Annotated in this window: 11 protein-coding genes; 6 read left to right on the top strand and 5 right to left on the bottom strand. The window is 64.9% G+C overall.

Annotation, left to right across the window (positions count from 1 at the left end):
• Window positions 1-105: 105 nt before the first annotated feature.
• Both greA and RT697_RS20820 read right to left on the bottom strand, forming a co-directional pair.
• Window positions 106-582 (bottom strand): transcription elongation factor GreA, encoded by a 477-nt coding sequence (gene greA / locus RT697_RS20815; protein ID WP_056570741.1) that lies wholly within the window; start codon window positions 580-582, stop codon window positions 106-108.
• A gap of 416 nt (window positions 583-998) precedes the next feature.
• Entirely contained in the window at window positions 999-2309 is a 1311-nt protein-coding gene (locus RT697_RS20820; protein WP_313701476.1) for a solute carrier family 23 protein, read from the bottom strand.
• Between the two features lie 151 nt (window positions 2310-2460).
• On the opposite strand from RT697_RS20820, the gene RT697_RS20825 reads away from it, so the two are divergent.
• The 6 genes from RT697_RS20825 to RT697_RS20850 all read left to right on the top strand — a co-directional run bounded on the left by RT697_RS20825 (window position 2461) and on the right by RT697_RS20850 (window position 8822).
• A complete protein-coding gene (locus RT697_RS20825; RefSeq protein ID WP_313701478.1) occupies window positions 2461-2901 on the top strand; it encodes a FlxA-like family protein in 441 nt (146 codons plus the stop codon).
• A 116-nt stretch (window positions 2902-3017) separates the two neighbouring features.
• Window positions 3018-4343, top strand: a complete 1326-nt coding sequence (locus RT697_RS20830; RefSeq protein ID WP_313701480.1) for an extracellular solute-binding protein — start codon at window positions 3018-3020, stop codon at window positions 4341-4343.
• Window positions 4344-4432: 89 nt separating this feature from the next.
• A complete protein-coding gene (locus tag RT697_RS20835; protein WP_175126043.1) occupies window positions 4433-6145 on the top strand; it encodes an ABC transporter permease in 1713 nt (570 codons plus the stop codon).
• Complete coding sequence (locus RT697_RS20840; protein WP_105240132.1) at window positions 6142-7227, top strand: ABC transporter ATP-binding protein; 1086 nt, start codon at window positions 6142-6144, stop codon at window positions 7225-7227. The genes RT697_RS20835 and RT697_RS20840 overlap by 4 nt, the downstream gene beginning before the upstream one ends.
• A gap of 15 nt (window positions 7228-7242) precedes the next feature.
• Complete coding sequence (locus RT697_RS20845) at window positions 7243-8151, top strand: LysR family transcriptional regulator (protein ID WP_313701482.1); 909 nt, start codon at window positions 7243-7245, stop codon at window positions 8149-8151.
• A 26-nt stretch (window positions 8152-8177) separates the two neighbouring features.
• The gene (locus RT697_RS20850; protein WP_313701484.1) at window positions 8178-8822 is read left to right on the top strand and encodes a histidine phosphatase family protein; all 645 of its coding nucleotides are present in this window, start codon (window positions 8178-8180) and stop codon (window positions 8820-8822) included.
• 95 nt (window positions 8823-8917) lie between these two features.
• Here RT697_RS20850 and RT697_RS20855 read toward each other — a convergent pair whose 3' ends face one another.
• The 3 genes from RT697_RS20855 to carA form a co-directional block, all read right to left on the bottom strand.
• On the bottom strand, window positions 8918-9682 hold the full coding sequence (locus RT697_RS20855) for an SDR family oxidoreductase (protein ID WP_313701486.1): 765 nt from the start codon (window positions 9680-9682) through the stop codon (window positions 8918-8920).
• A gap of 74 nt (window positions 9683-9756) precedes the next feature.
• Window positions 9757-12996: a carbamoyl-phosphate synthase large subunit gene (gene carB, locus RT697_RS20860; protein ID WP_313701488.1), complete on the bottom strand. Its 3240-nt coding sequence runs from the start codon at window positions 12994-12996 to the stop codon at window positions 9757-9759.
• A gap of 10 nt (window positions 12997-13006) precedes the next feature.
• Window positions 13007-14161: a glutamine-hydrolyzing carbamoyl-phosphate synthase small subunit gene (carA, locus tag RT697_RS20865; RefSeq protein WP_056570759.1), complete on the bottom strand. Its 1155-nt coding sequence runs from the start codon at window positions 14159-14161 to the stop codon at window positions 13007-13009.
• Window positions 14162-14455 lie beyond the last annotated feature (294 nt).

Below are 14455 nucleotides of genomic sequence, written 5' to 3' on the forward strand. Positions count from 1 at the left end.
ACGCGCCCGGTCCACCATAGCGATCCGCAATTTACCGCGGAATTCAGACGAACGTAGCGTCCGGGCCAGGGTGGTTTGACATTTTTACTGCTTGTGGCGAATGCGTCAGATGTAACGCACGCCCAGGACTTCATACTCGCGAACGCCAGCCGGGGCAACGACCTCGACCACATCGCCTTCGCTCTTGCCGATCAGCGCGCGAGCCACGGGGCTGGACACGGAAATCAGGTTGGACTTGATATCGGCTTCGACGTCGCCGACGATCTGATACGTGACGCGATCGCCCGAATCCAGGTCTTCGATGTCGACGGTAGCGCCAAACACAGCGCGGCCTTCGGCCTCGAGCGAGGATGGGTCGATGAGGTGGGCATTGGAAAGCGTGCCTTCAAGCTCGGCAATCCGGCCCTCGATGAAACCTTGGCGCTCGCGAGCGGCATCGTACTCGGCGTTTTCCGACAGATCACCCTGCGCGCGAGCCTCGGCGATCGCGTTGATCACGGCAGGACGTTCGACGGTTTTCAGCCGTTGGAGCTCTTCTTGCAAGCGCTCGGCCCCGCGCACGGTCAAAGGAATGGCAGACATGTCGTTTCCCAAACAAAAAGTAGAAAAACGCCCCGAAGGAGCGTTCTCGGTGAAGGCCGCAGGACCGGCGCGCTTGCCATTGGCTTGCCATTTAATGCTTGGAAAAATCTGGCGAGCGGCGCGGGCGACCAAAACAAAACCCCGGCTCGGGTCGGAACCGGGGCAATCAAGGTCATATTGTGGTCAATCTCGGCGGGAATTGCAAGCCGCCGGAGAAAACGGCCTTTTCGGCGCATTTCGGCGCTGTAACCCGCTAAAACCGGCGATTTCGCACCGAAAATGCTATGCGACCTTGCCTGCTTTGAACGGCGCCCGCGCAACATGCGGGTTTTCCGGGAGGCACTTTCGCCAGGAAACTACTGGCCGATAGCCTTGTGATGCGATCCGGGACGCAGCGGCGCCCCGGATTGTCGCGGTTACTTCGTGCGCCGCAAGAGCGCGTACAGGATGATCGCGCCGAACGTGGCGGTGCCGATGCCGCCCAGCGTGAAGTCGCCCAGCTTGACGGTGAAGTCGCCCGCGCCCAGCACCAGGGTGACCGCGGCCACGATGAGGTTGCGGTTGTCGGTGAAATCGACCTGGTTGACCACCCAGATGCGGGCGCCGGCAATGGCGATCAAGCCGAAGACCACCACCGACATGCCGCCCAGGACGGGTCCCGGGATCGTCTGGATGAGCGCCCCGAACTTGGGCGAGAAGCCCAGCACGATGGCGATCAGGGCCGCGATCACGAACACCAGCGTGGAATAGATGCGGGTGACCGCCATCACGCCGATGTTCTCGGCGTAGGTGGTGACCCCCGTGCCGCCGACGGCGCCCGACACCATGGTGGCCACGCCGTCGCCGACAAAGGCCCGGCCAAGGTAGCGGTCCAGGTCGCGGCCCGTCATGGCGCTGACGGCCTTCACGTGCCCCAGGTTTTCGGCCACCAGGATGATCGCGACGGGCACGATGAGGCCCATGGCCTCGGCCTTGAAGACCGGCGCCGAAAAGTGCGGCAGGCCGAACCACGCGGCGGCGGACACCGCGGAGAAGTCGATGGGTTTGCCCAGGCCCAGTCCATTGGCCAGCACCGCGTACACCACGCAGGCGAGGATCAGGCCGACCAGAATCAACAGGCGTTGCACCATGCCACGCGTGTAGACGGCGATGCCGCCGACGCACACGATGGTGACGATGGCCATGACGCTATCGAAGCCCGACGCGCCCATCGCGCCCTTGGCGGCGATGGGCGCGAGGTTCAGCCCGATCACCGCGACGACCGCGCCGGTCACGACGGGCGGCATGAGGGTATCGATCCAGTTGGCCCCGCCCCCTGCCCGCGCATTGACGATCCAGACGATGACGCCGATCAGCGTGTACGCCAGGCCGCAGGCGATGATTGCGCCCAGCGCCACGCCGATATTCGCGTTGGCGCCGTCGCCGCCATAGCCGGTCACCGCAATGACGCCGCCGATGAAGGCAAAGCTGGAGCCCAGGTAACTGGGCACGCGCCCGCCCACGAACAGAAAGAAGATCAGCGTGCCGATGCCCGACATCAGGATCGCGACGTTGGGGTTGAAACCCATGAGCAGCGGCGCGAGCACGGTCGAGCCGAACATCGCAACGACGTGCTGGGCGCCCATGGCCACGTTCTTGGGCCAGGACAACCGTTCATCGGGCGCGATGATGACGCCGGGCTCGGCGTCGTCCGCCAGGCGCCAGCGCGGAAAGTAGGAATTGGACATGGATTCCCCGGGGGATGGTACGGATTAGGGTTTCAGACTGCGAGCGGGCGCCAGTGTAAAGGGGGCCATCCACAGGCGGCAACGTTTAAGTTTTGACGCCGGAGTGCCGTATTAGTGGAAAACCCGAAATCCCAGGCATACAGGAGCAGTCATGGGTATCAACAGCATCAGCGGCACCTCCCGGATCGGCAGCCTTGCTGACCTGTGGGCCGAAAAGATCCAGGCCAACAAGGAAGCGAAGAATGCCTCGGGGCAGGACGCCGTATCGGTGACTGCTGAGGGCAAGATCCGCGTCAATACGCCGGGCGCCAGCAAGGTGGCCACCGCTCAGGCCGCCGAAGAGACTGACAACGAAGACGAATACACCCGTCAGATCAAGGAGTTGCAGAAGCAGCTCAAGCGCATCATGGACCAGATCGCCAAGGTGCAGGCGAGCGGCATGTCGGCCGAGATGAAGGCGCAGCAGGTGATGGCGCTGAACGCGCAGGCCGTGCAGATTCAAGGCCAGATCGCACAGGTCTTGGCGATGCAGGCGCGTGCGGCCCAAAGCAGCGGCGGGTCTCAGGGCACCGGCGTGTCGGCCACGGCCTGATCCCGGGCGAACATCGCGGCGCCGTCACTGATGGCGCGCATCAAAATTTCTGATTGGACGCTTGGCGGGCGTGCCGGTACTGTCTCCAGACAAATCTAAAACCACGGAGACAAACCATGCACGCTATGCGCACAGCCCTGGCGGGCGCGCTGTTGGCCGTCTGCGCGGCGCCGGCCCTGGCCGGCACCGTCACGGTGATCACGTCGTTCCCCAAGGACCTGACTCAGGCCTACAAGAGCGCCTTCGAGAAAGCCAATCCCGGCATCACGCTGGAAATCCTGAACAAGAACACGGTGTCGGGCATCGCCTTCGTGCGCGAGACGCCGGCGGGTCAGCGTCCCGAGGTGTTCTGGGCGAGCGCGCCTGATGCGTTCGAGGTGCTGGGCCGGGACAAGCTGCTGGCCAAGTCGGCCGATATCGCGAACAAGGATGTGCCGGACAAGATCGGCAGCTATCCAATCAACGATCCGGGCGGCATGTATTTGGGCCAGGCGCTGGCGGGCTACGGCATCATCTACAACACCCGGTATATCGCGGCGCATAAGATTCCGGCGCCCGTCGAATGGAAGGATCTGCTGTCGCCCAAGTGGTTCGGCCACGTGGGCATCACGTCGCCGTCGCGTTCGGGCACGATGCACCTGACCGTGGAGACCATCCTGCAAGGCGAAGGCTGGGACGACGGCTGGAACACGCTCCTGCGCATGTCGGGCAACAGCAGCGCGGTGACGGAGCGCTCGTTCGGCGTGCCGGACGGCGTGAACAACGGCCAGTTCGGCGCCGGTCCGGTCATCGACTTCTTCGGGCTGTCGAGCAAGTATTCCAAGTTCCCGGTCGAGTTCGTCTATCCGTCCGAGACGGCCATCGTTCCGGCCAACATCGCGCTGATCGAGGGCGCCAAGAACACGGAAGAAGGAAAGAAGTTCATCGCCTTCACTCTCAGCCAGGCGGGCCAGGAGCTGCTGCTGGAGCCGAAGATTTCGCGGCTGCCGGTGCTGCCCTACTCCGCGCTGGCGGGCAAGATTCCTCCGGGCTATCCCGACCCGGCGGAAATCGCCAAGCGCAGCAAGGTCCATTTCGACGCGGACCTGTCGCAGTCGCGCTACTACGTCGTGCAGTCGCTGTACGACCAGACCGTCACGTTCCGGCTGAAGGAATTGCAGGCGGCCACCAAGGCCATCTATGACGCCGAAGCCAAGCTGGGCGACAAGGCCAAGAGCGGCAAGGCAGCGGAATTGCTGGACCAGGCGCGCAAGCTGGCCTGGGCGCCGCTGATCGACAGCAAGAAGGCGGCCGACCCCGCGTTCCTGGCGATCTTCGCCGGCAACAAGAAGGACGCGGCCGTCAACCAGCAGATCACGCAGCTTGAAGGCGAGTGGAATGGCCGCGCGCGCGCCAACTACGAAGAAGCCGTAAAGCTGGCACGGCAAGCCGCCGCGCTCTGATCGTCCGGATGCGCTGAACACGGCTGGCGGACTAGCTCCGCACGCCGTGGGCCGCGCCTGTCTTCTGGCAACGCTTTTCGGGAATCTCGATGAATCATTCGAGCCATTCGCGCCTGCCCGCCGGCCCCGTCCTGGCGGCGCTGCTGGTGTTCGGCTTTCTGCTGCTTTTCCTGGCCGTGCCGGTGGGCACGGTCTTTCACAGCGCCTTCGTCAATGCCGACGGCAGCTTCACCACCGGGCACTTCGGCGCCTTCTTCAACCAGCCGTTGATGCGCGAAGCGTTCTTCAACAGCCTGTACGTGGCGGGCTGGTCGGCGCTGATCGCTTCCCTGATCGCGGTGCCGCTGGCGTACTTCACGGTGCGCTTCGATTTCCGCGGCGCCCTGCTGATCCAGACGTTGGGCGTGCTGCCGCTCATCATGCCGCCCTTCGTGGGCGCGGTGGCGATGCAGCTGATCTTTGGCCGGTCGGGCAGCGTGAACCTGCTGCTCAATGACTGGTTCGGCTTCACGATTCCGTTCATGGAAGGGCTGAATGGCGTCATCTTCGTTGAAGCCATCCACTATTTCCCGTTCATCCTGATGAACCTGGTCGTGGCGCTGCGCAACATCGACGGGGCCATGGAGGAAGCGGCGTTCAACCTGGGCTCGCGCGGGTTCCGGCTGTTTCGCCGCGTGATCTTTCCGCTTGCCCTGCCCGGTTATGTGGCGGGCGCGTCGCTGGTGTTCGTGAAGGTGTTCGACGACCTGGGCACGCCGCTGGTGCTGGGTACGACCAACATGCTGGCGCCGCAGGCGTACCTGCGGATCACGCAGGTGGGGCTGGAGGATCCGCTGGGCTACGTGATCAGCGTGATCATGGTGGGCTTCTCGATCCTGGCGCTGTGGCTGTCGGCGCGCGTGCTCAAGGGCCGCGACTACTCCACGCTGCAGAAGGGCGGCAATTCGATCCAGAAACGCAAACTGGGTCCGATGGAAAGCGTGCTGGCCTATGGCTGGATCATCCTGGTGCTGCTGCTGGTGCTGTCGCCTCACATCGGCGTGCTGCTGCTGTCGCTGGCGAGCGTCTGGAGCTATGCGCCGCTGCCGGACGGGTACACGCTGGCGCACTATTCGGCCGTGTTTTCCGAGTCCCAGGGCATGATCGCCAACACGCTGCTGTACTGCGGCCTTGCCGCGGGCATCGACGTGATCCTGGGCACCGCAATCGCCTACCTGATGCTGCGCACCCGGCTTCCGGCGCGGCAGTGGCTGGACTTTCTGGCGTCCGCGGCGCTGGCGATACCGGGCATCGTGCTGGCCATCGGCTTTCTGCGCACCTTCCGCGGTATCGAACTGCCAGGCACGGGGACGATGCTGACGTCATCCTGGATCATCATCATGCTCGCGTATTCCGTGCGCCGGCTGCCGTATGCACTGCGCTCGTGCGTGGCGGCGTTGCAGCAGATCCATGTGTCGCTCGAAGAGGCGGCCCAGTCGCTGGGCGCCACGCGCATGAGCACGATCCGGCGCGTGGTGGTGCCGCTGATGGCGGGCGGCATGCTGGCCGGGTTCGTGACCAGCTTCGTCACGGCGGCAGTGGAGCTGTCGGCCACCATCATGCTGGTGACCAAGGACAGCCAGGCGCCCATGAGCTACGGCATCTATCTGTACATGCAGAGCGCCGCCGGCCGCGGGCCGGGCGCCGCGCTGGGCGTCCTGGCGGTGGTCGCCGTGGGCATCGGCACATACGTATCGCACCTGCTGGTGGACCGCGCATCGAAGCGCCAGCAACCGGCGCGCAATGAAGGGGAATCCGCATGAAGAAAGTCAGCGTCGAATGCCGCAACATCCAGCTGTCCTACGGCAAGACGGAAGTGCTGAAGGACGTCAGCATCAGCATCGAGCCGGGCGAGTTCTTTGCGCTGCTCGGTCCGTCGGGGTCGGGCAAATCCACCCTGCTGCGGCTGATCGCGGGATTCAACCGGCACAGCGCGGGGCAATTGCTGGTGGACGGCAAGGACATCAGCGGCACCCCGCCTTGGCATCGGAACATCGGCATGGTGTTCCAGAACTATGCGCTGTGGCCGCACATGACGGTGTGGGACAACGTGGCGTTCGGCCTGGTCGAGCGCAAGTTGCCGCGCGCCGAGATCCGCACCAAGGTTGAAGCCGCGCTCGATCTGGTGGGGCTGTCGCAATATGCCAAGCGGCGCCCCAATCAGCTTTCGGGCGGACAGCAGCAGCGCGTGGCGCTGGCGCGCACCATCGTGATCGAACCGCAGGTGCTGCTGCTGGACGAGCCGCTGTCCAACCTGGACAAGAAGCTTCGCGTGCAGATGCGCCAGGATCTGCTGAGCCTGCAGCGCCGCCTGGGCATCACGACGATCTTCGTCACGCATGACCAGGAAGAAGCGATGACCACGGCCGACCGGATGGCGGTGCTGGACCACGGCGTGGTGCAACAGATCGGCGCGCCGAGCACGCTGTTCGACTATCCCGTGAACCGCTTCGTGGCGAATTTTGTGGGCACGATGAATGTGCTGGAAGGCAATGTGCGCGAGCGCACGAGCAGCAGCGTGACGCTGGCGGTGGATGGCGTGGGCGACCTGCATCTGCCGCTGACGGGCGAGGCGCCCGCAGCCACGCGGCTGGCGGCGAGCTTTCGGCCCCACACGGTGCAGATCGAGATGGCGGACGGCCTGGGCGATGCGCGTTATGTCTGGCTGCCGGGCATCGTGGAAAGCAGCGAGTTCCTGGGCGAATTCACGCGTTATCAGGTGCAGGTGGGCGAACAGCGGTTGACGGCCGATCAAGCGCATCTGGCCGGCCTGTCGCCGTTTCCGGCGGGCGCGCCGGTGTCGGTGGGACTGGAGCCGACACAGGTGCGGCTGCTGGCCGCCTGACCTACACTCGCGGCCATGGAAATCTACCAGATCCGCGCCTTCGTCACGGTCGCCCGGCTGGGCAACCTGACGAAGGCGGCCGAGGCGCTGTCGCTGACGCAGCCTGCCGTGACCGCGCAGATCAAGGCGCTGGAACAGAGCCTGGGCGTGGCGCTGTTCGACCGCAGCGGCGGACGGCTGGCCCTGGCCAAGGCGGGCGAAGTCCTGCTGCCGACGGCGGAATCGCTGCTGGTGCTGGGCGCGCAATTCAAGTCCGAAGCGCAGCAACTGCAGGGCAATCTTCATGGCGTTGTCGAACTGGGTGTTCCCAGCGAAAAGCCGGATTTCCTGCGCCTGGGCGAGTTGGCCTCGGCCGTGACGCAGCGGTTGCCGCTGGTCGAACTGAAGACGCAGACCCAGCCTGCGGCGGCGCTGGCCGAACAGGTCAGCACCGGGCGCCTGCCGGCCGCGCTGACCATTGCCGCCAACGCGCCGCGCGGCGTTCTGTGGCAGCCGCTGCGCAGCGTGCGCTACCGAATTGCCATGCCGGGCGAGCACGCCGCGGTTCTGAAGCGTGGGGGTTGGCGCGAAGTCGCGCAACTGCCGTGGCTGGACGGACCTTCGGGCAGCCACACGCATCTGTTGCTGCGCGACATGTTCGAGCGCCACGGACTGTCGCCGCGCATCGTCATGCAGAACGACGACCAGGCCAATATGGACGCGCTGGTGCGGGCCGGCGCGGGCTGCGCGCTGTTGCGCGAGGAAACCGCGCTGGCCGGCGCCGCGTCCAGCGACTTCATCGTGTGGGGCCAGGCGCGCGTCGACGCGGTGCTGGGCTTCATGCTGCCTTACGAACGCGCTAGCGAGCCCGCGCTGGTCGCGTTAAGCTCGATCATTCAAGCCATCTGGAAGCCGCGCGCACCCATCGCGCCGGTCCAGGCATAAGGCTCAATCCCCGCAACAAGACTGCAATGACTGAAATCTGGTTCATCCGCCACGGCGAAACCGACTGGAATCGCCAGCGGCGCCTGCAAGGCTGGCAAGACATTCCCCTGAACGAATTCGGCGTCAATCAGGCCAGCCTGCTGGCCGCGCGCCTGCACGAAGAAGCCAAGCACACGCCGATCCATGCGATCTACAGCAGCGACCTGCAACGCGCGCACGCGACCGCCGTGCCGGTGTCGGAACAGCTAGGACTGCGCGTGCGCGTCGAGCCCGGCATCCGCGAGCGGGGCTTTGGGGTGCTGGAAGGGCTGGACCATGAGCGGATCGACGTGCTGGCGCCCGAGGCCGCAGCCGCCTGGAAGAGCCGCGATCCCCTACGCCCGCTGGACGGCGGCGAAACGCTTGGCCAATTTCAATCGCGCGTCATCAGCACGGTGGACGATATTGCCAGCCGCCACGAAGGTGAGCGCATCCTGCTGTTCACCCATGGCGGCGTGCTGGACATCATCTGGCGCCATGCCTCGGGCGTGCCGCTGAACGCGCCGCGCGACGCGGCGCTGCTCAATGTCAGCATCAACCGGGTCGGCGTGAATGGCCGCAAGTGGGAAGTGCTGGATTGGGGTGATGTGACGCACATCGCCGCCGAAGTGGGCGACGACGTGGTGCCTTGAAAATGTTCTCAGGTGTCTGACACCCTTGGAGCAGATGCGTCGGTTGTAGATTGCTTCCGTGGGGTGTCAGACACCTGAGAACTACGCCGCTTGCGTCAGACCGTCTTGCGCGGTTTGCGCGGGGCGTTTCGGGCCAGTCTGTCGTAGACGGCGTTGGGGAGCAGGCGCATCAGCTTGGCCACGACGCCCATCTGCCACGGGATCACCGTGTAGCTCGTCCCCTTGTCGATCGCCGCACGGGCGCGCGATGCGAAGGCGTCTGCTTCCATCAGGAAAGGCATCGAGTACGGATTGTGCGCCGTCATGGCCGTCTTGATGTAGCCGGGCGCGATGGTCACGACGCTGATGCCCTGCGCGGCCAGTTCCAGCCGCAGGCTTTCGCAATAGGTCACCACCGCCGATTTGGACGCGCTGTAAGCGCCTGCGCCGGGCAGGCCGCGTATGCCCGCCACGCTGGCGATGCCGACCAGCCTGCCCGCCCCCGCCGCACGCATCGGCGCGATGAACGGCTCGAACGTGGACACGGTGGCCAGCAGGTTGGTGTCGACAATGGCCTTGAAGACGTCGAAATCCTCGCCGTGGTCGGTCAGCGTGCCGGCACTGATGCCGGCGCTGGCGATGACCACGTCCACCCTGCTCTCGCAGAACGCGATGAAGTCCTGCGCCGCGGCGTGCAGCGCCGGGCGGTCGCGCACGTCCACGGCATAGCAGCGATGCTCACCCGGCAGGCTGGCGGCCAGTTCGCGCAGCGCTTCCTCGCGGCGGCCCAGCAAGCCCAGCGTGGCGCCCTTGGCCGCATATTGCTGCGCCAGGGCGCGGCCCAAGCCGCTGCTTGCGCCGGTGATGAAGACTCTGTCCATGTCCTGACCTGCCTGTTGTCGCGTTGCAAAAAATTAGGGCACGCTTTCGCGTGCCCTAATCGTGTACTGCCGGCTTACTTCTGCAGGGAAGCGTGAAGCTCTTGCAGCGGATACACCTGCAGGCCGAGGCCCTGGCGCAGATACTGCATGCCTTCGACCGCGGCGCGGGCGCCGGCGATGGTCGTGAAGAAGGTCACGCGGGCGGCCAGCGCCTGGGTGCGGATGGTGCGCGAGTCGACGATGGCGTTGCGGCGTTCTTCGACGGTGTTGATGACCAGCGAGATTTCGCCGTTCTTGACCATGTCGACGATGTGCGGGCGGCCTTCGGTGACCTTGTTGACCACCTGCACCGGAATGCCGGCGGCTTCGATCTCGGCGGCCGTGCCGCGCGTGGCGACCAGCTTGAAGCCCAGGGCGTGCAGGCCGCGCGCCACTTCAACGGCGCGGGGCTTGTCCTGGTTCTTGACGCTGATGAACACCGTGCCGGACTCCGGCAGGCGCACGCTGGCGGCAAGCTGCGACTTCACGAAGGCTTCGCCGAAGCTCATGCCCACGCCCATCACTTCGCCGGTCGACTTCATTTCCGGGCCGAGGATGGTGTCCACGCCCGGGAACTTCACGAACGGGAACACGGCTTCCTTGACCGAGAAGTAAGGCGGCACGACTTCCTTCGTGATGCCTTGCGCGGCGAGGGTCTGGCCGGCCATGGCGCGCGCGGCGATCTTGGCGAGCTGCAGACCGGTGGCCTTGGAGACGTACGGCACCGTGCGCGATGCACGCGGGTTGACTTCCAGCACGTAGACGTCGCCGCCCTGGATGGCGAACTGCACGTTCATCAGGCCGCTGACGTTCAGGGCCTTGGCCATCATCGTGGTCTGGCGCTTGATCTCGGCGATGACTTCCGCCGACAGCGAGTAAGGCGGCAGGCTGCAAGCCGAGTCGCCCGAGTGCACGCCGGCCTGCTCGATGTGTTCCATGACGCCGCCGATGAAGACGGTTTCGCCGTCGGCCAGGCAGTCCACGTCCACTTCGGTGGCATTGTTCAGGAAGCGGTCCAGCAACACGGGCGAGTCATTACTGACCTTCACGGCCTCGCGCATGTAGCGCTCGAGGTCCTGCTGCTCGTGCACGATTTCCATGGCGCGGCCGCCCAGCACGTAGCTGGGACGCACCACCAGCGGGTAGCCGATTTCGGTGGCGTGGGCCAGCGCCTCGCTTTCGGTGCGCGCGGTGCGGTTGGGCGGTTGACGCAGGCCGAGCTTGTTGAGCAGCTTCTGGAAGCGCTCGCGGTCTTCGGCGACGTCGATGGATTCGGGGCTGGTGCCGATGATGGGCACGCCGTTGGCTTCCAGGGCGCGCGCCAGCTTCAGCGGGGTCTGGCCGCCGTACTGGACGATCATGCCGACCGGGTTTTCCTTGTGGACGATTTCCAGCACGTCTTCGAGCGTCAGCGGCTCGAAATACAGACGGTCGGAGGTGTCGTAGTCGGTGGACACGGTTTCCGGGTTGCAGTTGACCATGATGGTCTCGTACCCGTCGTCGCGCAGCGCCAGCGCGGCATGCACGCAGCAGTAGTCGAATTCAATGCCCTGGCCGATCCGGTTCGGGCCGCCGCCCAGCACCACGATCTTCTTGCGATCGGTGGGCGCGGATTCGCACTCTTCCTCGTACGTGGAGTACATGTAGGCGGTGCGGGTGGCGAATTCGGCGGCGCAGGTGTCGACGCGTTTGTAGACCGGACGCACGTTGAGCTGGTGACGCAGCTTGCGCACTTCGGATTCAACCGAATCCAGCAGGAACGCGAGGCGGCGGTCGGAGAAACCACGGCGCTTCAGTTCGAACAGCGTCGCGTAGTCGAGGTCGGCCAGCGTCTTTTGCTCCAGCGCCAGCTCGATGTCGACGATTTCCTTGATTTGCGAAAGGAACCACGGGTCGATGTGCGTGATGTTGTGCACTTCTTCCAGCGTGAAGCCCTGCGCGAAGGCGTCGCCCACGTACCAGATGCGTTCCGGACCGGGCTCGCCCAGTTCGACCTGCAGCTTTTCGCGGTCGGTGGTCTTCTGGTTCAGGCCGTCGACGCCGACTTCCAGGCCACGCAGCGCCTTCTGGAACGATTCCTGGAAGGTGCGGCCGATGGCCATGACTTCACCCACGGACTTCATCTGGGTGGTCAGGCGCGCGTCGGCGGTGGGGAATTTTTCGAATGCGAAACGCGGCACCTTGGTGACCACGTAGTCGATCGTGGGCTCGAACGAGGCCGGCGTGGCGCCGCCGGTGATCTCGTTGCGCAGCTCGTCGAGCGTGTAGCCGACGGCCAGGCGCGCGGCGACCTTGGCGATGGGGAAACCGGTGGCCTTGGACGCAAGCGCGGACGAACGCGACACGCGCGGGTTCATCTCGATGACGATCATGCGGCCGTTCTTGGGGTTGACGGCGAACTGCACGTTCGAGCCGCCCGTATCCACGCCGATCTCGCGCAACACCGCGATCGATGCGTTACGCATGATCTGGTATTCCTTGTCGGTCAGCGTCTGGGCCGGCGCGACGGTGATGGAGTCGCCCGTGTGGACGCCCATCGGATCCAGGTTTTCGATGGAGCAGACGATGATGCAGTTGTCCGCCTTGTCGCGGACCACTTCCATCTCGAATTCCTTCCAGCCGAGCAGCGACTCTTCGATCAGGAGTTCGCTGGTGGGCGAGGCTTCCAGGCCGCGGCGGCAGATGGTTTCGAATTCTTCGGCGTTGTAGGCGATACCGCCGCCCGAACCGCCCATCGTGAAGCTGGGGCGGATGACCGCGGGGAAACCGGAGGTGCCGACTTCGGCCGCGATGCGGCGCTGCACTTCCCAGGCTTCGTCCATGCTGTGGGCAACGCCCGACTTGGCCGATTCCAGGCCGATGTCGGTCATGGCCTGCTTGAACTTCTGGCGGTCCTCGGCCTTTTCGATGGCGTGTTCGTTGGCGCCGATGAGTTCGACGTTGTGCTTCTTGAGCACGCCGTGGTGGGCCAGGTCCAGCGCGCAGTTCAGCGCGGTCTGGCCGCCCATGGTGGGCAGCAGCGCATCGGGCTTTTCACGCTCGATGATCTTTTCGACGGCTTGCCAGGTGATGGGCTCGATGTAGGTGACGTCGGCCGTTTCCGGGTCCGTCATGATCGTGGCCGGGTTGCTGTTCACCAGGATGGTGCGGTAGCCCTCGGCCTTGAGCGCCTTGCAAGCTTGCGCGCCGGAGTAGTCGAATTCGCAGGCCTGCCCGATGATGATGGGGCCGGCGCCGATGATGAGAATGCTTTTTAGGTCTGTACGCTTGGGCATGATGCAGTCTTTACTTTTGGCCGGACATCAGGCTGATGAACTTGTCGAACAGCTCGAGGATGTCGTGCGGACCCGGGCTGGCTTCGGGGTGGCCCTGGAAGCAGAAGGCCGGGCGGTCGGTGAGCTCGAAGCCTTGCAGCGTGCCGTCGAACAGCGAGACGTGCGTCACGCGCGCGTTGGCCGGCAGGCTGGCTGCGTCGACACCGAATCCGTGGTTCTGGCTGGTGATGAACACGCGCTTGGACGCGAGGTCCTGCACCGGATGGTTGGCGCCGTGATGGCCCGTCTTCATCTTGACGGTCTTGCCGCCCACCGCCAGGCCCATGATTTGGTGGCCCAGGCAGATGCCGAACACCGGCAGCTTCTTGTCCAGGAAGGCGCGGGTGGCGTCGATGGCGTAGTCGCAGGGCTCGGGGTCGCCGGGGCCGTTGGACAGGAACACGCCGTCGGGATTGAGCTTGAAGACGTCTTCGGCGGTGGTCTGGGCCGGCACCAGCGTGATGCGGCAGCCGCGGTCGGCCAGGAGACGCAGGATGTTGCTCTTCACGCCGTAGTCGTAGGCGACCACGTGGAACTTGGACTGGTCGGGCGACGTGAACCCGCCTTCGAGCTGCCAGGTGCCTTCGGTCCAGCCGGTGCTTTCCTTGATGGACACGACCTTGGCCAGATCCTGGCCGGCCATGCCGGGAAAGCCGCGGGCGAGTTCAACGGCGCGCTCGGCGTCGGAACCCACGAAGATGCACGCGCCCTGGGCGCCCTTTTCGCGCAGGATGCGCGTGAGCTTGCGGGTGTCGATGCCGGAAATGGCAACGATGCCCTGCTCGGTCAGGTAGTCGGGCAAGGATTGCGTGGAACGGAAGTTCGACACGCGCGCGGGGCAGTCGCGTACCACCAGGCCGGCGGCGTAGACGCGATTGGATTCCACGTCTTCGGCGTTGACGCCGGTATTGCCGATGTGCGGATAGGTCAGCGTGACGATCTGGCCGCTATAGCTGGGATCGGTGAGAATTTCCTGGTACCCGGTCATCGCGGTGTTGAACACCACTTCGGCAACGGTATGGCCAGGCGCACCGATCGACACGCCTCGAAAAATGGTACCGTCCGCCAGAGCCAGAATTGCAGGAGGGAAGCGGTTGATCCCCTCGGGAAAGAGTTGCGGCAGCACAGTAAACCCCGGTTTTAGAATCGATAATCAAACCTTCGGATTATACCCCGAGCGGCCATTTTTCCCGGAGAACCGCGCCAAATAAGGCCGAAACAGGGTTTTTCGGCCGTTTTGCCGCGCCATTGCGCGACGTGCAATCAGCGGCCCTCGCCCTTGCGGCCGACTGCGGCCCGGCAGCGTCGGTGATACGCTAGCAGCACCTTCAACCCTAGCCAGCTGCGAGTCGTATAAGTCCATGCCCAGCCAACTTGACGCCCTGCGTGACCACACCACCGTCGTCGCCGACACCGGCGA

This window comes from Achromobacter sp., from assembly GCF_032113835.1.
In the GTDB taxonomy this organism is placed as follows: Bacteria; Pseudomonadota; Gammaproteobacteria; order Burkholderiales; family Burkholderiaceae_B; genus Achromobacter.

Coding starts and splice junctions, on each gene's coding strand:
- RT697_RS20845 (WP_313701482.1), top strand. CDS start 7,243: ATGGAAATCTACCAGATCCGCGCCTTCGTCACGGTCGCCCGGCTGGGC.
- RT697_RS20830 (WP_313701480.1), top strand. CDS start 3,018: ATGCACGCTATGCGCACAGCCCTGGCGGGCGCGCTGTTGGCCGTCTGC.
- greA (WP_056570741.1), bottom strand. CDS start 582: ATGTCTGCCATTCCTTTGACCGTGCGCGGGGCCGAGCGCTTGCAAGAA.
- RT697_RS20835 (WP_175126043.1), top strand. CDS start 4,433: ATGAATCATTCGAGCCATTCGCGCCTGCCCGCCGGCCCCGTCCTGGCG.
- RT697_RS20855 (WP_313701486.1), bottom strand. CDS start 9,682: ATGGACAGAGTCTTCATCACCGGCGCAAGCAGCGGCTTGGGCCGCGCC.
- RT697_RS20850 (WP_313701484.1), top strand. CDS start 8,178: ATGACTGAAATCTGGTTCATCCGCCACGGCGAAACCGACTGGAATCGC.
- RT697_RS20820 (WP_313701476.1), bottom strand. CDS start 2,309: ATGTCCAATTCCTACTTTCCGCGCTGGCGCCTGGCGGACGACGCCGAG.
- carB (WP_313701488.1), bottom strand. CDS start 12,996: ATGCCCAAGCGTACAGACCTAAAAAGCATTCTCATCATCGGCGCCGGC.
- RT697_RS20825 (WP_313701478.1), top strand. CDS start 2,461: ATGGGTATCAACAGCATCAGCGGCACCTCCCGGATCGGCAGCCTTGCT.
- RT697_RS20840 (WP_105240132.1), top strand. CDS start 6,142: ATGAAGAAAGTCAGCGTCGAATGCCGCAACATCCAGCTGTCCTACGGC.